The organism is Paludibaculum fermentans (assembly GCF_015277775.1).
Classification (GTDB): Bacteria; Acidobacteriota; Terriglobia; order Bryobacterales; family Bryobacteraceae; genus Paludibaculum; species Paludibaculum fermentans.
Map to the genome: position 1 here is coordinate 8,598,584 of NZ_CP063849.1, position 18,288 is coordinate 8,616,871.

Here is an 18,288-nt window from a genome sequence, read left to right on the forward strand (position 1 = left end):
GGTTTCTCCTCACTTGGCGCTGGCAATGGCCCGGCCCGCCGACCACGCTGCAATCTCGGCCAGAATCGCCGCTTCCACGCTCTTCCACACCACCGGATCGTTGTCCATCTTCCAGTGCGAAACGCCCATCCGGCGGCTGATCCAAGGGTAGTCCGACATGTCCACTGTCCGGAACAGATATGTGAACCGGACATTGCCCAGAATCGTGGTTCGAGCCGGGTCCATCGCCTTGATGCGCCCCTCGCCCTGAATCGGGCCCGGATCATGCTGATACAGATTCAGCGCCCGCGAGACGTTGGAGGGGATCCAGTCGTCACCCCGCCCCACACTGTCCACCTGGATGGTCAGCCGCACGGGGATGCCCTGCTTCTTCAACTCGGAGGCCAGTTGCACACAGGCCGCTCCGCCGAAACTCTGCCCGTAGCAGATGAACTCGACGCTCTGCTTCTCCGCCGCGTCCAGCCTCCGGTTGCGGTTCTGGTCCAGTGCTTCCAGGATGAACTTCCTGACAGTCTTCCGGTCGTGGTTGCCTGCCGTCTCCACATAGACCCCCGGAAGCTGCTTTCGGCGCAGGTCGAGCGCTACCTTCCGCACGCTCCGCTTGTCGTTATCCCAGTGCTCCCAGGCGCCCAGGAACCCGACGATCAACAGGCTGCCGGGCGGCATGGGAGCCGGCGTGCGAATCTCCTTGCGGTCCAGACGCAGATCCGCCTTCAACACCGTAGCCAGCAGCAGCAATAGAGCCCAGCACTTCTGCATCGGTCTCAACCGGGACACGCAAGACAGCGCCCTGGAAGGAATGACGCACAACGCCGTCAATCCGGTTCAATTGAATAGTATCCGGCCCTCCATCCGGCGGCGCAAAGTCATTTGGGGCCGAAGATGGTCAGCCGGTGTCCGTCGGGATCTGTGAACGTCGCTGCCCACGATCCCGGCGAGACCTCCCGAGGTTCCTGGACAAAGCGGCAGCCCCGATCTTTCAACGCCGCAAACGACGCTAGGACGCCGTGTACCGAGAAAACCAGTTCCATCGCCCCTGCCCTCGGCTGGACCGCGCGCCCCAAAGGAACACTCAGGGCCAGCGTCACCGGACCTGCCGCGAAGAAGGTAAACTCCTCTGACGAACTCCGCAGCGGCAGTGAGACCACATCGCGGTAGAACGCAACCGATCGAGCCAGGTTGTCGACTCCAAACATCACCAGGGAAACCGTCGAGGGAAGATTCTCGTTGTGCGCCATACCGTGTCCTTTCGCAGACTCAGAAGGTGTTTGCGCCGCTGCGCCCATCGCGAGCAGCAGAAAAAGCGAAGCAGCTCTATTCATGAGATTCACGATAGCCGCCTGGACGCCGGACGACTGTGCCGATCTTGCGAATTTCAGGACCGGCGGACGGCCGATGGCGTTACTCCGTACGCCTTGCGGAACGCCCGGCTGAAAGCGGAAGGACTATCAAAACCCGATGCGAGCCACGTCTCCGTGACCGTCTGGCCCGATCGCAATTGCGCGTGAGCGCGGCTCAGCCGCAAATGGGCCAGGTACCCATGCGGGGTCTGCTCGAAGACCTGAACGAAGGCGCGATGGAAATGATACCGCGAAAGACACGCGATCCGGGCTACTTCTTCCAGCGAAACAGCCCCGCCCGACTGGCCGTGCAGGAACTCACGGCCCTTCTCCAGGCGTCGAAAGAGCTCTTCCCGAGTGGAAGCCTTCACCGCCGGCACCCGGGCGACGCGGTTTCTGATCTGCTCGTAAAGCAGCAGGAGACGGTTCGAAAGCAGCAGGAACTCCTCTTCGAAGCCGCTGGGGAACAGTGTGGCGGCGCTCCGTTCCGCCATCATTTCGACCGCGCCGGTCATCACACCTTCCGCATCGCAGTGCAGCCGGGAAAGAAACGGCAGCGCCGGGGCCCGGCGCTGAGGATCCTCCAGCGAATCCTCGACTTGGCCTGTCGCGTCCTGGGCCGCTTCTTCCACAAACCCATCGCGGAAAAAGGCGCAGGCAGTCTCCACGCGTCGTTCCGAGTCGATGTTCATGGAGTATTTCTCTCCGGCGCCGAGAACCAGGAAGCTGGCTGGATCCACCACGAGTTCCTGCCCGTCCACAAGCCATGAGACGGAGCCCCTCAGCACGGTCTTGATGGACAACGGCCCGGCGAACTCCTCCACACGGTGCCGCCGCGCGCTGGCATGCAGCAGGACATTGTCCGCGCCGAACCGGGCGCCATCCGGAAACAGGAAGGGCTTCGAGCCATTTTGCAGGCGGGCGGCCATACAGGGCAGGGTAGCAGGGGAATCAACCGGCGTCGGAAGTTGGGTTCTTCATCCCCAGCCATTCGAAGTACAGCTCATTCCGGATACCGACCCGCGCCAGTGCCCGCCCGACGGTCGCGTTCACCATGTCGTCCAGAGTCTTCGGACGCCCGTAGAACGCCGGCACCGGTGGGAAAATCACGGCTCCATGCTCCGCCGCCTCGCTCATCAGCCGCAGGTGCCCCTTGTGCAGCGGCGTCTCCCGCACCATCAGTACCACCGGCCGGCCTTCCTTCAACTGGACGTCGGCCGCCCGCGCCACCAGGTCGGACGAGTAGCAGTTCGCCACCGCCGACAGGGTCTTGATCGAGCAAGGCGCCACAATCATCCCCAACGTCTCGAACGACCCGCTCGCAATCGATGCGCCGATATTCGCCGGCGGATGCACCACGCTCGCCAGCGCCTCCACCTCCCGAGGTTGCCACTCTGTCTCCTGCGCAATCGTGGCGCGGCCCGCCGGGCTCACCACCAGGTGCGTCTCAATCGACTTGTCCCGGGCGAGCGTTTCCAGGATCCGGATGCCGAAGATGGCTCCCGAGGCTCCGGTGATGGCGACAATCAGGCGTTGTGGCAATTCAAAAACTCCAACGGGACGTGTGTCTATCAGGGTAGCCAATCGCGCTGGATCGCCGCCGGCACAAACCTGTTGTCAAATCTGATCCCATTTCCCGATCCGCCGCGCGTATCTGTGCAGGAGCCCAGCCTGCCAGGCGCCATCCAAGGCACCGCCGGCCGGGCTCCTCCAAACAGAAAGGCTGGATCCCGATATGAAACTGGCAGCGCTGTGCCTGGCGCTGGTCCTGGGGGCACTTTGTCCGCAGGCCGGCGCGTCGACTCTCCAACTCACCCAGGGCGGGTGGGACCAGGGCGGTCCCCTCACCATCCTCTTCACCGGCGTCGACACCGACCTCAGCGGCGGCATCGACACCGCCGAACTCACCGCGTTCTCCGCGTCGTTTCAGCTTGACGGCGGCGGCATCGCTACCCTGACCCTGGCCGACCTCGGCTCAGACGGCTTCTACTACGCTTCTCCCGCCGATTACTTCGTCAAGGCCGACGGCCCGCTCTATAGCCTGTACGAAATCGCGTTCGCCGGCAGCGTGTTCGGCGCTCTCTCTGACTCGACGAGCGTCGTTGCCATAACCGGCGCACCCCTCCAGGTAGACGGCGCGTCCGCCGTGCCCGAGCCCGGCACCGCGCTTATCGTCGGCCTGCCGTTGGTGCTGCTAGGCCTGCGCCGCCGCAAGTCCGCACCTCACTGCGGATCGTAGCCCCTCAGCCGCCGCACCCAGATGTTCCGGAACCGCACCGCGTTGCCGTGGTTCTGCAACGAAAGCGCCTCTTCCGGAGCATGCGGCGCATAAGTGGCGACCTTCGCATGGATCGCTCGCCCAATCACTTCCTGCCGGTTGTGCATCAGTACGCCGTTGTGGAACAACGTGATGTAGGCCGGCTTCACAACCTTATCGCCGTCGAACTTGGGCGCCTCGAACACGATGTCGTAGACGTTCCACTCGCCGGCCTTCCGCGTCGCATTCACCATCGGCGGCCATTGGCCATAGATGGAAGCGGCCTGCCCGTCGGCATAGGTCAGATCCTGGTATGAATCCAACACCTGGATCTCATAGCGGCCCATGATCTCCACCCCGCTGTTCCCACGGCTCTGGCTGGTGCCGGACACATCGGCCAGCTCCTGCCACTCGATGTGGTACTGTGCGTCGCCGAACTTCTCCTTGGTCGCGATGCCGCCCTTACCCGGCACCACTTCCACATAGCCGTTCTCCACCTTCCACTCCGGCGGACCTTCCTTGCCGCCGCGCAGCTTGGCGACCCATTGCGACAGATCCTTGCCGTCAAACAGCACAATCGCGTCCGAGGGCGCGCCGCCGGGCTGGGTGGCCGCCGTCACCTTCGGCGGATGCTTTCGCGTATTGTCGTGCACGCGCCATTTCTGGCCCGGAATCAGCGGAGTATCGTCGTAGCCGAGGTCCCTGTTCTTGTGGGCGGCCTCCTGGCTGAAGCAGGCCGTGGCTGTCAATGCGGTAAGCAGGATGAAATGGAGCGGCTTGGGTCGAGAGAAGATCATGTTTAACCTGACCTCGACATCATATTACGGCGGGCGGCTTCAGCGGGCGGCGTGCGTCCAGACGCAAAACGGGGGCGTGCATCCAAATGGATCCACGCCCCCGTCCTGAACTTAAACTAATTGCGAGCCGCGTTCTTCTTCTCGGGATCAATGCCCAATTCAAAGATCGCCTGCTGCGCCTTATGCGCATCGAACTGGCCCCAGCGCGAAAGCTGCGAAATCGTCGCCGTGACAATCGACTCCGCATCCACTTCAAAGAAGCGCCGCAGGTAAGGACGCGATTCGCTGCGCCCGAAACCGTCGGTGCCCAATGACGTCAGGCGCCCGCTCAGCCAGGGGGAAAGCTGGTCAGAGATCACCTTCATATAGTCGCTGGCGGCCACAATGGCCCCTGTGTGCCTTCCATCACCTGCTGGATATACGGCCTGCGGGCCGGCTCAGCCGGATGCAGGCGGTTCCAGCGGTCCGTATCCAGCGCTTCACGCCGCAGTTCGTTGTAACTGGTGACGCTCCACACATCGGCCGGAATCTGGAACTTCTCCCACAGGATTTTCTGCGCGCGCAGGGCCTCGTTCAACATCGAGGCGCTGCCCCACAGTTGAGCCTTCGCCGGACCGTTCTCGCTGGCATGGACCCTGTAGATGCCCTTCAGGATCCCTTCGCGGGAGCCCTCCGGCATCGCCGGCTGCGCATAATTCTCATTGCACAGCGTCAGGTAGTAGAAGACGTCTTCGTTCTGGCCGTACATGCGATGCAGGCCTTCCTGGATGATTGTCGCGATCTCGTACGCGTAGGCAGGATCGTAACTCACGCAGTTCGGCACCGTCGACGCCAGCACGTGGCTGTGACCGTCTTCGTGCTGCAGGCCCTCGCCGTTCAGAGTCGTCCGGCCGGCCGTCGCGCCCAGCAGGAAGCCGCGTCCGCGCGAATCGCCGAACGCCCAGATGGCGTCGCCTACGCGCTGGAACCCGAACATCGAGTAGTAGATGTAGAACGGAATCATCGGGATGCCGTAGTTGGCATAGGCCGTGCCCGCCGCCGTAAAGCTGGCCAGGGAACCCGCCTCGTTGATGCCTTCTTCCAGCACCTGCCCGTCCGTGGCTTCCTTGTAGTAGAGGAACTGCTCGCTGTCCACCGGCTTATACAGCTGGCCGGAAGGAGCATAGATCGAGATCTGGCGGAACAGGCTTTCCATGCCGAACGTGCGGGCTTCGTCCGGAATAATCGGAACCACCAGCTTGCCCAGCACCTTGTCCTTCAGCAACTGCTTCAGGATTGCCACGAAAGCCATCGTCGTCGACACCGGACGGCCGCCGCTGCCCACCAGGGAGTCGTTGAATTCCTCCGCGGGCGGAGTCTCGAGGTGCACCGGCTTCACCTGCCGGATCGGCAGGGGCCCGCCCAGCACCTTGCGGCGCTCCTTCAGATACTTCATCTCCGGCGAGTCTTCGGAAGGCCGGTAGAACGAAACGGTGTGAACAGTCTCTTCGGGAATCGGAACCTGGAAGCGCTCGCGCAGCTTCAAGAGTTCGTTCTCGTTCATCTTCTTCTGCTGGTGCGTCGTGTTGCGGCCCTCACCAGCCTCACCCATGCCGTAGCCCTTGACGGTCTTGGCCAGGATCACCGTCGGCCCGCCCGTGTGCTCGTAGGCCTTCTTGTAGGCGTTGTATACCTTTACCGGATCATGCCCGCCGCGCCGCAGGGCGAAGATCTCGTCGTCGGTCATGTCCTCGACCAGCGCGAGCAGTTCCGGGTACTTGCCAAAGAACTCGCTGCGGACATAGGCGCCGCCGCGTGCCTTGAAGCTCTGGAATTCGCCGTCCACGCACTCATGCATGCGCCGGATCAGCAGGCCGGTCTTGTCCTTCTCCATCAACCGGTCCCAGTCGCTGCCCCAAACCAGCTTGATCACGTTCCACTGGAAGCCCCGGAAGACACCTTCCAGTTCCTGCATAATGTTGCCGTTGCCCCGTACCGGGCCGTCCAGCCGCTGCAGGTTGCAGTTGATCACGAAGATCAGGTTGTCCAGCTTCTCGTTGGCCGCGATCTGCAGCGCGCCGCGCGATTCGGGCTCATCCATCTCGCCGTCACCCAGGAACGCCCAGATCTTGCGGTTCGTCTTCGGCAACAACCCACGATTTTCCAGGTACTTACAAAAGCGAGCCTGGTAGATGGCGTTGATCGGCCCCAACCCCATGCTGACGGTCGGGAACTGCCAGAAGTCCGGCATCAGCCAGGGATGCGGATAGGAGCTCAAACCGGGGGTCTCGCGCAGTTCGTGCCGGAAATTCTTCAGGTGCTCTTCGCTCAGGCGCCCTTCCAGGAACGCCCGCGAGTACATGCCCGGCGAGGCGTGGCCCTGAAAGTAGACTAGATCGCCCGGCTGATCCCCGCTCTCCGACGGGATGGACCCGCGGAAAAAGTGGTTCATGCCCACTTCGTAAAGCGTGGCCGAAGAGGCAAAGGTGGAGATATGGCCGCCGATGCCGTCGTCGTACTTGTTGGCACGCACGACCATCGCCACGGCATTCCACCGCACAATGCTCTTGATGCGCCGCTCCAACTCCCGGTCACCTGGGTAAGGGACCTCATCATCCACCGCGATGGTGTTCAGGTAGGGCGTGGTGACGCCAAGGGCGGCAGGCACGCCCTGGGTTGCTGCAGTCACGGCGAGGCGTTCGAGCAGGTAGCGAGCCCGCTCCGGGCCGCCCTCTTCGATCACCTGATCGAGTGCTTCGAGCCATTCCTGCGTCTCAACAGGATTCAAGTCTTCCGGCTTTTCTACTTTGTTTCTGAGCATGGGATCCAGAGGGGACAGCTAGTTTGATTTTACCCTGATTCCGGTGGCGTACGGGGTCCACTTAATCGATGCATAAACTTGGCGATAGGACGCGGGGAACGGCGAAAGAAGGGCGGACCCGAACCCGGGGCCCGCAACGGCGCTCCTCACCAGCTTAATCCGGACTCGGCAGGCTTGGGGGCGGCGGGTCTCCCAGCCATTCCGGATCCTGTCCCACATAGTCCAGCACCGCGATCAGCGAACGCTGGTAAAACGCGGCCAGAACGGGATCCACTTCCCCCAGTGCCGCCAGTTGGTTCAGCACCGCCGGACGCCGTGACATCGACCCCGGGCTCAGCCACGCTTTCCGGCCATGCGCCCGCTGGCTCCGAATCGCCATCTCGACGACGAGGCCCAGTATCCGCCGGGCCTCCAACTGGTTGAGTCCCGACGCGCGCAGACTCCGCATCGCCCCATCCAGCACCGGCGAGAGCAGCGAGTTGGCCGCCATCAGGCCCGCACCGTACAGCGCCTTGGAGTGCGGCTTCAATTCAATGCAACTCAATTCGGCCTGGGTGGCCCATCGGCTCAGCATCCGCACCGCGACCGGATCGCCCTCAATCACCAGCACTCCCTGATCTCGCGAAGGCGCCAGCGCGATCGAACCCACCGCCGCGCGAAGCGCCCGCATCGGCTGCAGCGCCGAGGCGTCCAAATCATCGTCGATCAACGCCAGAACCTTCGATTTCCACACCACCGGAGCGTCCCGCAGCAGTTCCAGGATCGCCGGCAACTCCAGCGCCGAAGCTTGAATCAGTACCAGCCGACACTGATTAAGCTCCCTCGCGTCGGCCGGCCGGCCCGCTCGCAGCGCGTTCGCATAGCGGGAGGCCAGGCGGCGGCTCGACGCCACCACCGGCCCAAGATCGCGGACAAGAGAGGGATACCGTGTCAGCGGAGATTCAATCATTCGCCCCGAGGCGATCAGTCCCACCGGCAGGTGTTTGCTCATAGGGAGTTGGCGACTTCAATGCCTTGACTCGATCACGATACTGCGCCGCCTTCTCGAATTCAAATGCTTTCGCAGCTTCCCGCATCTTCCGCTCGAGATCCTCTATCAGGTTGTTTCGCTGCTCCAGGCTCAACAGCTCCACTTCCTCATCGCCAGCCAGCGGCGGAGTGACGTAATCCATCTCCGCTACCGCAATCAGACTCATATCGATCGGTTTCACGATCGACTGCGGCGTGATGTTGTTCTCGACGTTGTAATCCACCTGGATGCGCCGCCGGCGGTCCGTCTCTGAAATCGCCCGCTTCATGCTGTCTGTCATCACATCCGCATAGAGAATCGCCCGGCCGTTCAAATGCCGTGCCGCGCGTCCAATCGTCTGGATCAACGAGCCCATCGATCGCAGGAAGCCTTCCTTGTCCGCGTCCAGAATCGCCACCAGCGAAACCTCGGGCAGGTCCAGCCCTTCCCGCAACAGATTCACGCCGATCAGTACATCGATGTCGCCGCGCCGCAGATCCCGCAGGATCTTCACGCGATCCAGCGCCGACACCTCCGAGTGCATGTATGCGTTCTTGACACCCAATTCGGCGTAATACTCGTGCAGGTCCTCCGCCATCCGCTTCGTCAGCGTCGTGATCAGCACCCGCTCGTTCTCCGCCACCCGCTTCCGGATCTCGTGCAGCAGATCGTCCACCTGCCCCTTGATCGGCCGCACCTCCACCGGCGGATCCACCAGGCCCGTCGGACGGATCACCTGCTCCACCACCACCCCGGCCGTCCGTTTCAATTCGAACGGGCCCGGCGTCGCCGACACATACAGCGTCTGGTGCACGCGGTTCTCAAACTCCTCGAATGTCAGCGGCCGGTTGTCCAGCGCGCTGGGCAGCCGGAAGCCGAAGTTGACCAGTGTGTTCTTGCGCGACCGGTCGCCATGATACATGCCCCCGATCTGCGGCACCGTCTGGTGGCTCTCGTCGATCATCAGCAGCGCATCGGCCGGCAGGTAATCCAGCAGCGTCGGCGGCGGCTCGCCCGGCAGCCGCCCGCTGAAGTGCCGCGAATAGTTCTCGATCCCGTGGCAATAGCCCATCTGCCGGATCATCTCCAGGTCGAACATCGTCCGCTGGTACAGCCTCTGCGCCTCGATCAGCTTGCCCTGCTTCTCCAGTTCCTTATGCCACCACGCCAGTTCCTGCTCGATGCTCGCCACCGCCTCCTGCTTCGTCTCCGGAGGCATCACATAGTGTGTCTTCGGGTAGATGGGCAGCCGCACATAGCTTTCCTTCACCTGCCCCAGCAGCGGATCGATCTTCGACAGCGCCTCGATCTCGTCGCCCCACAGCTCAATCCGGTACGCGTCGTCGTCATAGGTGGGCCAGATCTCAATCACGTCGCCCCGCACCCGGAACGTCCCGCGCCGGAAGTCGAAGTCATTGCGCTCGTAGAGGATCTCCACCAGCTTCGACGTGATCTGCTCGCGCGGCATCCTGTGACCCTTCTCCAGCATCAGCAGCATGCCGTAGTAAGCTTCCGGCGAGCCCAGGCCATAAATACAGCTCACGCTGGCCACAATGATGCAATCCCGCCGCTCGAACAGCGTCTTGGTTGCCGCCAGCCGCAGTTTGTCCAGTTCGTCGTTGACCGTCGCTTCTTTCTCGATATACGTATCCGAAGCCGGTACATACGCCTCGGGCTGGTAGTAGTCGTAGTAGCTGACAAAATACTCGACGGCGTTGTGAGGAAAGAAGGTTTTGAACTCCTGGTACAACTGCGCTGCCAGGATCTTGTTATGCGCCATGACCAGCGCGGGCCGCTCCGTCTCCTGGATCACCTTCGCCATCGTGAAGGTCTTGCCGGATCCGGTCACGCCCAGCAGCACCTGATGCTGCTCGCCGTCATTGATTCCTCTTACGATCTGTTCAATCGCCTGGGGCTGATCGCCCCGCGGTTCGTAGTCGATGCCGAGCCGGTATGCCACGATTCCCAGTATAGGGACCGCGCTCAGAGCTTTTTGCCAAGGTCCGATTGAGCGTTGAATTCACAGCCGATCATCGCCGACAGCGCCAGCAGGTACATCCACACACACAGCGCCATCACCGCGCCGATGCTGCCGTACAGCAGGTTGTAGTTGGCGATATTCCGCACATACCAGGCAAAAACCAACGTAATGCCCAGCCACAGCCCGGTCGCCACCAGCGAACCCGGCCAGATCTTGCGGCCCCGCCCGGCATCCGGACCGAACAGATACAGCATCGCCGTCACCACCACAATCGTGCCCAGCGCCAGCACATACCGCACCACCATGCTCACCAGCTTCACCCCGCCCTTCAGCGTCTCCCCCGCGTCCAGCAGGCCCAGCAGACGCATCGCGCCGCTCTCCGTCATGTCGCCGAACAGCATCAGCGCCGACGCGCCCACCACGGGTCCAATGGCTACCAGCACCAGCCACATGGCGATGCCGCGGTTGTGCAACATGCCCCGGCCGCTCTTGCGCTGATAGGCCGCCTGGAACCCTTCCATCAGGCTCATCATTACGCCCGACCCGGCCCATAGCGAGAGCAGGATGGCCAGAATCGGCAGCGCCAGCGGCCGGCTGCCGTGCGACAGGATCTGCCGGATCAGGTCGCCCACACCCGGCGGAACCACCTTGAACAGCGCGCCCAGGATCTTCATCGAAAGCGTGCCGGCGTTCACGTGCACCAGAATCGCCGTCGTCGTGGTCAGAATCGGAAAGAAGGCGAGCAGGGCCGAATAGGCTGCGCCTTTGGCGAAACCCAGGCTGCCGTGCTCGTAAGCGCAGAGGACAGCACGGCGGAATCTGCTCCAGTTCTGGTTCACTTCAACCGGCAATTATCCCAGAAAAGCCGGGCACAATTCGGAGACTCCGGCATTGGCCGCCCGATCCTCCCTGGCAACCACCTGCGCCACCTCGAAACCGGCTCTCCCGCCCGGCGGTATCCAAGGACAAGATGGCCAATTTGGGCCCATGGGTTGATCCAAGACCTGCAGGTTCGATATCTTGGAGTTTCCCCATCCATCATGGATGTCTTCTCTCTCACACGCGCGCTGGTGGACATCGAGTCCATCACCGGGAATGAGGAGCCGGTCGGAGACTACCTGCTCTCGCTTCTCGGTGAGCTGACGCGCGCCCACAACGGCCACCTCGAGTCCATCGAAGTCGAACCCCGCCGTTTCAACGTCTTCGCCTGCTTCGGCACCCCCACCGTCACCCTGTCCACCCACCTGGACACCGTGCCGCCCTTCTTCCCGTCCCGAGAAGACGAGGCGAACATCTGGGGCCGCGGCGCCTGCGACGTCAAGGGCATCATCGCCGCCATGATCTGCGCGGCGAAAGATCTGCTCGCCGAGGGGGTCCGCAACTTCGGGCTGCTTTTCGTTGTCGGCGAGGAACGCAACAGTGCCGGCGCCTATCACGCCGCCAAAACTCCGCGCGGATCGAAATTCATCATCAACGGCGAGCCCACTGAGAACCGGCTGGCCCTGGGCAGCAAAGGCGCCCTCCGCTACGAACTCAAAGCCTCCGGCCGCATGGCTCACTCGGCCTACCCGGAACTGGGCGAATCGGCCATCGAGAAACTGCTCGATGCCCTGCAGCGCATCCGCGCCCTTGCCCTGCCTGTCGACGCGATTCTGGGACCCTGCACCCTGAACATCGGCCAGATCCAGGGCGGCCGCGCACCCAACGTGGTGCCCGACGCCGCCGAAGCTGCTTTGATGTTCCGCCTGGTCGGCGACCCCGAACCCGTCCGCACCGCCGTCACCGCGGCCGCGGGCACCCTCGCCGAGGCCCAGGAGATTTTGTGCATTCCCGCGATCCATCTCGGCTCGCTGGAAGGCTTTTCCACTACGGTGGTGGCCTACACCACCGACATCCCGGCGTTTGGCGGCGCCTGGGGCCAACCTTTTCTGCTGGGTCCCGGCACCATCCATGTAGCCCACACCAGCGAAGAGCGCGTGCCCAAGGCGCAGCTTCTGGAAGCAGTCACCATCTACAAAACTATGGTGAAGCGCCTCCTCACCGCCTGAAGGCCGGCCAACTCCACCGGCTGCCAGGCGACACGCGGGAGATACCCGTACCCTCAAGCCGGTTTGACAGAAGGAAGTATAGGACATGAACAAGAAGATCGAAGTCGGCGTGCTAGGCGCCACCGGTATGGTGGGGCAGAGCTTCGTGAAGTTTCTGGAAGGCCATCCCTGGTTCGAACTCACTTGGGCCGGAGCCAGTGACCGTAGCGCGGGCAAGAAGTACGCGGATGCGACTTCCTGGCGCCTCGACGGCTCCATGCCGGAACGTGTCGCCGCCCTCACCGTGTCCGACTGCAAACCCGGCAACGGCGCCCCCAAACTCATGTTCTCGGCCATGGACGCCTCCGTCGCCACCGAGATCGAACGCGCCTTCGCCGAAGCCGGCCACCTGGTCGTGTCCAACTCCAAGAACCACCGCATGGAATTGGATGTCCCGCTGCTGGTGCCTGAAATCAATCCCGATCACCTCCAGTTGCTCGCCGCCCAGAAGTCTCGCGGCTGGAAGGGCGCCATCGCCACCAACCCGAACTGCAGCACTGTCGCCCTCACCATGGGCCTCGCCCCGCTGATGCCCTTCGGCATCCAGACCATCATCGCCACTACCATGCAGGCCATCTCCGGAGCCGGTTACCCCGGTGTCCCCTCCCTGGACATCCTGGGCAACGTGATCCCCTTCATCGGCGGCGAAGAGGCCAAGATGGAGATCGAAACCCAGAAGATCATGGGCACCTTCGCCGGCGACCACATCCAACCCCTGCCCGCCAAGATGAGCGCCCACTGCAACCGCGTCCCCGTCGTCGACGGCCACACCGTCACCGTCAGCGTCGGCCTCCGCGACAAGGCGTCCCTCGCCGAAATCCTGGCGGCCTATCAGAACTACACTTCCGTCCCGCAACAGCGCAACCTGCCCAGCGCCCCCAAAAAGCCGGTCCTCTACCTGCCCGAGGAGAACCGGCCGCAGCCCCGCCGCGACGCCTTCCGTGAAAACGGCATGTGCGTCACCGTCGGCCGCCTGCGCGAGTGCCCCGTGCTCGACTACAAGTTCGTCTGCCTGGGCCACAACACGATTCGAGGCGCCGCCGGTGCAGCCGTGCTCAACGCCGAACTGATGTATAGCGAAGGCCTGTTAGACTAAGGCCCGCCGGAACCGGGGGCCGCTGGTCATGGGCCCCCTCAGGATGAACCCATGATCGTAATGAAGTTTGGCGGCACCTCCGTGGAGAGCGCCGCGGCGATTGAGCGGGTGGCCGGCATCATCCGCCCGCGTTTTGAACAGCGGCCCCTCGTCGTGGTCTCCGCCATGGGCAAGACCACCAATAAGCTGCTGGCGGCCGCCGACAAAGCCGCGGCCGGCAACCTGGCCGACGCCCTGCGCGACGCCGAGGACCTGCGCGGCTTCCACCGCACTGAAGCCGGAAAGATCATTCCCGCCGAGAGCACTTCCGCCATGGAACTTGTGCTCGAGAACAACTTCGAGGCGCTCGAATCCACTCTCGAAGCCATCGCCACAGCGGGCCAGATCACGCCCCTGCTTTGGGACGAAGTCTGCAGCTATGGCGAACGGCTCTCCTCCGCTTTAGTCGCCCTGGCGCTGCCCGCCTTCGGCCTGCCGGCGGCCCACCTCGACGCCCGCTCCGTCCTCATCACCGACAGCCGCCACACCCAGGCGCTGCCCCTCTACAGCCGCACCTACTCGCGCTTCAAGGAGAAAGCCGTGCCGCTGATGCAGGGCCGCGTCGTCGTCATGGGCGGCTTCATCGGGGCCACCGCCGACGGCGTCACCACCACCCTGGGCCGCGGCGGCAGCGACTTCTCCGCCGCCATCGCCGGAGCCGGCATCGGCGCCGACGAGATCCAGATCTGGACCGACGTCGACGGCATGCTCACCTGCGATCCGCGCGTCCTGCCCGGCGGCCATCTCGTCAAGAACATCTCCTTTGCGGAAGCGGCCGAACTCGCTTACTTCGGAGCCAAGGTCCTCCATCCCGCCACCGTCCAGCCCGCCATCGAGAAAAACATCCCGGTGCGGATCCTCAACTCCCGCCGCCCCGAGGTCTCCGGCACGCTCATCGTGGCCGACAACGTCGAGTGCCGCAACTCGGTCAAGTCCATCGCCTGCAAGTGCGACATCACCGTCGTCAACATCCGCAGCCTGCGCATGCTGATGGCCCACGGCTTCCTGCGCCGCATCTTCGAGGTCTTCGATCGCTACCGCACTCCCGTCGACATGGTTTCGACCTCCGAGGTCAGCGTCTCCCTCACCATCGATCACACCCAGTACCTGGGCGACATCGAGGCCGAACTCTCCAAGATCGCTGAAGTTACTGTCGTCCCCAATCAAGCCCTCATCTGCCTCGTCGGCGACGCCCTCCGCGAAACCCCCGGCATCGCCAAACGCATCTTCTCCGCCTTGGAGACCGTGAACATCCGCATGATCACCCAGGGAGCGTCCCTGCTGAACGTCAGCGTCGTTGTCGACGGCGCAGACCTCGTGCGCGGCGTCGAAGCCCTGCACCAGGAGTTTTTCCGCGATTTGGATCCGGAGGTTTTCCAGTGAAACTGGCTCTCATCGGCTACGGCAAAATGGGCAAAATGCTCGAACGTCTCGCCCCCGAGTACGGCTTCGAGGTCACGCTCATCCTCGACATTCACAACAACGTGAACGGCTCCGGCTTCACCGCGGAGAACTTCCGCGACGTCCACGCCGCCATCGAGTTCACCGCGCCGGACGCCGCCGTCGCCAACCTGGAGAAACTCGCCGTCCTGCGCGTCCCCACCGTCGCCGGCACCACCGGCTGGTTCGGCCAGCTCGATCACGTCCGTCAGCTCTTCGAGAACAACCACGCCGGCCTGGTCTACAGCCCCAACTACTCCATCGGCGTGAACATCTTCCAGCGCATCGTCACCGAGGCCGCCGTCTGGATGCAGCAGCAGCCCGCCTACGAAGCCTGGGCCTGGGAACTCCATCACAGCGCCAAGAAAGACGCGCCCTCCGGCACTCTGTTGAAGCTCGTCGAGGGCATGCGCGCCGCCGGCTATCACAATCACGTCGACGTCGCCAGCAACCGCGCCGGAGCCGTGCCCGGCACCCACGAGATCGGCTTCGACTCCGCCGCCGACACCATCACCCTGCGCCACACCGCCCGCAGCCGTGAAGGCTTCGCCCGCGGAGCGCTCCACGCCGCCAAGTGGATCGCCGCCAACAAGGGCGTCCACGAATTTAGCGAGATTCTGTTTTCGTCCGAACCCCAGTCGTAGAGAAGCGAATCGAAAGGATTAGACATGTCTCAATTCCAAGGTTGCGGCACCGCGTTGGTGACGCCCTTTCACTCTGACCAGAGCCTGGATGAGGCCTCTCTGCGCAAGCTGGTCCGGCGTCAGATCGAGGCGGGCATCCACTTCCTGGTGCCCTGCGGCACCACCGGCGAAAGCCCCACGCTCACTCACGCCGAGCACCTCCGCGTCGTCGAGATCACCCTCGAAGAGGCCCAGGGCAAGGTGCCCGTGCTCGCCGGCGCCGGCGGCTACAACACCGCTGAAGTCATCGCCCTCGCCAAAGAACTCGAAGCCCTCGGCGCCGACGGCCTCCTCTCCGTCACCCCCTACTACAACAAGCCCACCCAGGAAGGCCTCTACCAGCACTACAAGGCCATCGCCGCGTCCGTGAAGCTGCCCATCGTCGTCTACAGCGTCGCCGGCCGCACCGGCGTCAACGTCGAGCCCTCCACCCTGCGCCGCCTGGCGGAAATCGAAAACATCGTCGGCGTGAAGGAAGCCAGCGGCAACGTCGCCCAGATGGCGAACATCTGCGCCACCCTACCCGAATCCTTCGATGTCCTCAGCGGCGACGACGCCATTACCATCGCCCTCGCCGGGCTCGGCGGCAAGGGCATCATCTCCGTCGCTTCCAACGAGATCCCCGCCGTCATGGCAGGCATCGCCCAGCATTGCCTCAACGGCGATTTCCCCGCCGCCCGCGCCCTTCAGCGCCAGTGGCTCGCCCTGATGGAAGTCAATTTCGTCGAATCGAACCCCATCCCCGTGAAGGCCGCCATGGCCCGCATGGGCCTGCTGGAGCCCGTATGGCGGCTCCCGCTCGTCCCGCCCTCCGACGCAGCCATGTCGAAGATCGAAGCCGTACTCAGCAGCACCGGACTCATCACCAACTAGGAACCCACGCATGCAAAACGGAATCGAAACGTTGTTCGACAATCCTCCGGCGTCCTACTCGCCCGCCGACCACGGCCTCTTTGCCCGCTTCAAGGACGCCCTCAACGAAGGCGCCATCCGCGCGGCAGAGCCCGACCCCTCCACCCCCAGCGGCTGGCGCGTCAATAGCTGGGTCAAGAAGGGCATCCTCATCGGCTTCCGCATGGGCACCATCGTCGATATGTCCATCGACACCGGCCGCCAGCCCTGGTTCGACAAGGACACTTACCCGGTTCGTACCATCGCCGTGAACAGCGGCGTGCGCATCGTGCCCGGCGGCAGCTCCATCCGCGACGGCTGCTTCCTGGGCCGCGGCGTCACCTGCATGCCGCCCATGTACATCAATGTCGGCGCCTATGTCGGCGACAGCACCATGGTCGACTCGCATGCCCTCATCGGCTCCTGCGCCCAGATCGGCCGCAGTTGCCACATCTCGGCCGCTGCCCAGATCGGTGGCGTGCTGGAACCCGTCGGCGCACTCCCCGTGGTCATTGAAGACGAGGTGCTCGTCGGCGGCAACACCGGAGTCTACGAAGGCACCATCGTCAAGACCCGCGCCGTCCTCGGCACAGGCGTCATCCTCAACCGCTCCACGCCCATCTACGATCTCGTGAAAGGCGAAGTCTACGCCGCCACCGACGATCAGCCGCTCATCGTGCCGGCCAATGCGGTCGTCGTTTCCGGTTCCCGCGCCGTCACCCGCGGCAAAGGCCAGGAATGGGGCATCTCCCTCTACACGCCCGTCATCGTGAAATACCGCGACTCTAAGACCGACGAGAAGATCCGCCTCGAAGACTATCTTCGATAGCCGCCAGTGTCAGTTCCGCCGCGCGCTGCCACGTAAACGGAGCAGCGCGCAGCGGCCCATCCTTCGGAGCCTCCCCCCGCACCAGCTTCCGCATCGCCTCCAGCATCGCCTCGTCGCTCTCCGGATCGAATAGCAGCGCCGCCCCGCCCGTCAAACTCTTCAAGGGTTCAATAGCCCCGCAAGCCACCGGCAGCCCGGCCGCCATCGCTTCCAGCACCGGCATGCCGAAGCCCTCGAACCGTGACGGATAGATGAACCCCGTCGCCCGCCGGAACAGTTCATACAACTCCGCCCTCGGCACCCAGCCCTTCAACTCCACTGAAGCCTCCAGGCCCAGCTCGCGCACCAGTCCTTCCACCTCGCCCGTAACGAAGCCCTTCACGCCCGTCAGCACCAGCTTCCACCCGGGCTGCTCCTGCACCAGCCGCTGAAACACGCGCAGCAGCCGGTCGTGATTCTTGTGCGGATGCGTGGTGGAAGCGCACAGCAGATACCCGCCGTCCTCCCGCCGCGCCGCCAGCTCAAAGAACTCCGGCTCCACCCCGTGATGCACCACTGAGATGGTCCGAGGGTCCAGCGCGTAGAACTTCAGCAGGTCGTCCCTCGTGGCCTCGCTCACCGCGATCAGCCGCCGCGACTTGTGCGCTGACGCCCACAGCAGCAGCCGCCAGAATGGCAGGTCGAACCAGCGGAAGAACTCCGGATGCCGCTTATGCTGCAGGTCGTGAAACACCGTCACCTGCGGTAGTCCGCTCAGCAGCGGAGCCGTGAAACCCGGATTCAGCACCACGTCGATGCGCGCCCGCCGCAGCACGCCCGGCAGTCGCAGCTGCTCGTACAGGATCCGCCCCGGCCGGCTCGTCGCCGTCACCGGCAGCTCCACGCACACCCGCCCCATCGGCCCGGTCTCGCGATTGGTGAACACTACGATCTCGTGCTGCGAGATCCGCTCCATCGCCTCCAGCAGCCGGCGCAGATAGATCTCGGTCCCGCCGACTCCGCCGGGGATCAGATACAGCGCGTTCACCCCGATCCGCAC

18 protein-coding genes are annotated in these 18,288 nt (G+C 63.7%); 7 read left to right on the forward strand and 11 right to left on the reverse strand.

Annotation, left to right across the window (positions count from 1 at the left end; translation table 11 throughout):
* Positions 1-9: 9 nt before the first annotated feature.
* The 4 genes from IRI77_RS34140 to IRI77_RS34155 form a co-directional block, all read right to left on the reverse strand.
* The gene (locus tag IRI77_RS34140) at positions 10-759 is read right to left on the reverse strand and encodes a hypothetical protein (RefSeq protein WP_194449399.1); all 750 of its coding nucleotides are present in this window, start codon (positions 757-759) and stop codon (positions 10-12) included.
* Between the two features lie 107 nt (positions 760-866).
* Entirely contained in the window at positions 867-1,238 is a 372-nt protein-coding gene (locus tag IRI77_RS34145; protein WP_194449400.1) for a VOC family protein, read from the reverse strand.
* A 137-nt stretch (positions 1,239-1,375) separates the two neighbouring features.
* Positions 1,376-2,269: a helix-turn-helix transcriptional regulator gene (locus IRI77_RS34150; protein WP_194449401.1), complete on the reverse strand. Its 894-nt coding sequence runs from the start codon at positions 2,267-2,269 to the stop codon at positions 1,376-1,378.
* 22 nt (positions 2,270-2,291) lie between these two features.
* A complete protein-coding gene (locus IRI77_RS34155) occupies positions 2,292-2,882 on the reverse strand; it encodes a UbiX family flavin prenyltransferase (RefSeq protein ID WP_194449402.1) in 591 nt (196 codons plus the stop codon).
* Between the two features lie 193 nt (positions 2,883-3,075).
* Here IRI77_RS34155 and IRI77_RS34160 point away from each other — a divergent pair, with 193 nt between their 5' ends.
* A complete protein-coding gene (locus IRI77_RS34160) occupies positions 3,076-3,579 on the forward strand; it encodes a PEP-CTERM sorting domain-containing protein (protein WP_194449403.1) in 504 nt (167 codons plus the stop codon).
* On the opposite strand, the gene IRI77_RS34165 is transcribed toward IRI77_RS34160, so the two are convergent.
* The 6 genes from IRI77_RS34165 to IRI77_RS34185 form a co-directional block, all read right to left on the reverse strand.
* The gene (locus IRI77_RS34165) at positions 3,564-4,394 is read right to left on the reverse strand and encodes a 3-keto-disaccharide hydrolase (RefSeq protein WP_194449404.1); all 831 of its coding nucleotides are present in this window, start codon (positions 4,392-4,394) and stop codon (positions 3,564-3,566) included. The genes IRI77_RS34160 and IRI77_RS34165 overlap by 16 nt on opposite strands.
* Before the next feature lie 116 nt (positions 4,395-4,510).
* Positions 4,511-4,759, reverse strand: a complete 249-nt coding sequence (locus tag IRI77_RS38790; protein ID WP_407674020.1) for a hypothetical protein — start codon at positions 4,757-4,759, stop codon at positions 4,511-4,513.
* A complete protein-coding gene (gene aceE, locus IRI77_RS34170) occupies positions 4,756-7,194 on the reverse strand; it encodes a pyruvate dehydrogenase (acetyl-transferring), homodimeric type (RefSeq protein WP_407674021.1) in 2,439 nt (812 codons plus the stop codon). The genes IRI77_RS38790 and aceE overlap by 4 nt, the downstream gene beginning before the upstream one ends.
* A gap of 154 nt (positions 7,195-7,348) precedes the next feature.
* On the reverse strand, positions 7,349-8,185 hold the full coding sequence (locus IRI77_RS34175) for a DUF2520 domain-containing protein (protein ID WP_194449405.1): 837 nt from the start codon (positions 8,183-8,185) through the stop codon (positions 7,349-7,351).
* Entirely contained in the window at positions 8,136-10,163 is a 2,028-nt protein-coding gene (uvrB, locus tag IRI77_RS34180; RefSeq protein ID WP_194449406.1) for an excinuclease ABC subunit UvrB, read from the reverse strand. The genes IRI77_RS34175 and uvrB overlap by 50 nt, the downstream gene beginning before the upstream one ends.
* 23 nt (positions 10,164-10,186) lie before the next feature.
* Complete coding sequence (locus IRI77_RS34185; protein ID WP_194449407.1) at positions 10,187-11,023, reverse strand: YihY/virulence factor BrkB family protein; 837 nt, start codon at positions 11,021-11,023, stop codon at positions 10,187-10,189.
* Positions 11,024-11,224: 201 nt separating this feature from the next.
* Here IRI77_RS34185 and IRI77_RS34190 point away from each other — a divergent pair, with 201 nt between their 5' ends.
* The 6 genes from IRI77_RS34190 (at position 11,225) to IRI77_RS34215 (ending at position 17,249) form a co-directional block, all read left to right on the forward strand.
* The gene (locus tag IRI77_RS34190; RefSeq protein ID WP_194449408.1) at positions 11,225-12,232 is read left to right on the forward strand and encodes a M20/M25/M40 family metallo-hydrolase; all 1,008 of its coding nucleotides are present in this window, start codon (positions 11,225-11,227) and stop codon (positions 12,230-12,232) included.
* Between the two features lie 85 nt (positions 12,233-12,317).
* The gene (gene asd / locus IRI77_RS34195) at positions 12,318-13,367 is read left to right on the forward strand and encodes an aspartate-semialdehyde dehydrogenase (protein ID WP_194449409.1); all 1,050 of its coding nucleotides are present in this window, start codon (positions 12,318-12,320) and stop codon (positions 13,365-13,367) included.
* A 51-nt stretch (positions 13,368-13,418) separates the two neighbouring features.
* A complete protein-coding gene (lysC, locus tag IRI77_RS34200) occupies positions 13,419-14,789 on the forward strand; it encodes a lysine-sensitive aspartokinase 3 (protein ID WP_194449410.1) in 1,371 nt (456 codons plus the stop codon).
* On the forward strand, positions 14,786-15,490 hold the full coding sequence (locus IRI77_RS34205) for a 4-hydroxy-tetrahydrodipicolinate reductase (RefSeq protein ID WP_228486467.1): 705 nt from the start codon (positions 14,786-14,788) through the stop codon (positions 15,488-15,490). Before lysC ends, IRI77_RS34205 begins: the two co-directional genes overlap by 4 nt.
* Before the next feature lie 24 nt (positions 15,491-15,514).
* On the forward strand, positions 15,515-16,402 hold the full coding sequence (gene dapA, locus IRI77_RS34210; protein WP_194449411.1) for a 4-hydroxy-tetrahydrodipicolinate synthase: 888 nt from the start codon (positions 15,515-15,517) through the stop codon (positions 16,400-16,402).
* 10 nt (positions 16,403-16,412) lie between these two features.
* Positions 16,413-17,249: a 2,3,4,5-tetrahydropyridine-2,6-dicarboxylate N-succinyltransferase gene (locus tag IRI77_RS34215; RefSeq protein WP_194449412.1), complete on the forward strand. Its 837-nt coding sequence runs from the start codon at positions 16,413-16,415 to the stop codon at positions 17,247-17,249.
* Here IRI77_RS34215 and IRI77_RS34220 read toward each other — a convergent pair.
* Positions 17,206-18,288: a glycosyltransferase family 4 protein gene (locus IRI77_RS34220; RefSeq protein WP_194449413.1), complete on the reverse strand. Its 1,083-nt coding sequence runs from the start codon at positions 18,286-18,288 to the stop codon at positions 17,206-17,208. The genes IRI77_RS34215 and IRI77_RS34220 overlap by 44 nt on opposite strands.

Excerpts from the sequence above, each read along its gene's own strand:
- IRI77_RS34140 (WP_194449399.1), bottom strand. The coding sequence starts at position 759 with ATGCAGAAGTGCTGGGCTCTATTGCTGCTGCTGGCTACGGTGTTGAAG.
- IRI77_RS34145 (WP_194449400.1), bottom strand. The coding sequence starts at position 1,238 with ATGGCGCACAACGAGAATCTTCCCTCGACGGTTTCCCTGGTGATGTTT.
- IRI77_RS34150 (WP_194449401.1), bottom strand. The coding sequence starts at position 2,269 with ATGGCCGCCCGCCTGCAAAATGGCTCGAAGCCCTTCCTGTTTCCGGAT.
- IRI77_RS34160 (WP_194449403.1), top strand. The coding sequence starts at position 3,076 with ATGAAACTGGCAGCGCTGTGCCTGGCGCTGGTCCTGGGGGCACTTTGT.
- IRI77_RS34165 (WP_194449404.1), bottom strand. The coding sequence starts at position 4,394 with ATGATCTTCTCTCGACCCAAGCCGCTCCATTTCATCCTGCTTACCGCA.
- IRI77_RS38790 (WP_407674020.1), bottom strand. The coding sequence starts at position 4,759 with ATGAAGGTGATCTCTGACCAGCTTTCCCCCTGGCTGAGCGGGCGCCTG.
- aceE (WP_407674021.1), bottom strand. The coding sequence starts at position 7,194 with ATGCTCAGAAACAAAGTAGAAAAGCCGGAAGACTTGAATCCTGTTGAG.
- IRI77_RS34175 (WP_194449405.1), bottom strand. The coding sequence starts at position 8,185 with ATGAGCAAACACCTGCCGGTGGGACTGATCGCCTCGGGGCGAATGATT.
- IRI77_RS34190 (WP_194449408.1), top strand. The coding sequence starts at position 11,225 with ATGGATGTCTTCTCTCTCACACGCGCGCTGGTGGACATCGAGTCCATC.
- asd (WP_194449409.1), top strand. The coding sequence starts at position 12,318 with ATGAACAAGAAGATCGAAGTCGGCGTGCTAGGCGCCACCGGTATGGTG.
- lysC (WP_194449410.1), top strand. The coding sequence starts at position 13,419 with ATGATCGTAATGAAGTTTGGCGGCACCTCCGTGGAGAGCGCCGCGGCG.
- dapA (WP_194449411.1), top strand. The coding sequence starts at position 15,515 with ATGTCTCAATTCCAAGGTTGCGGCACCGCGTTGGTGACGCCCTTTCAC.
- IRI77_RS34215 (WP_194449412.1), top strand. The coding sequence starts at position 16,413 with ATGCAAAACGGAATCGAAACGTTGTTCGACAATCCTCCGGCGTCCTAC.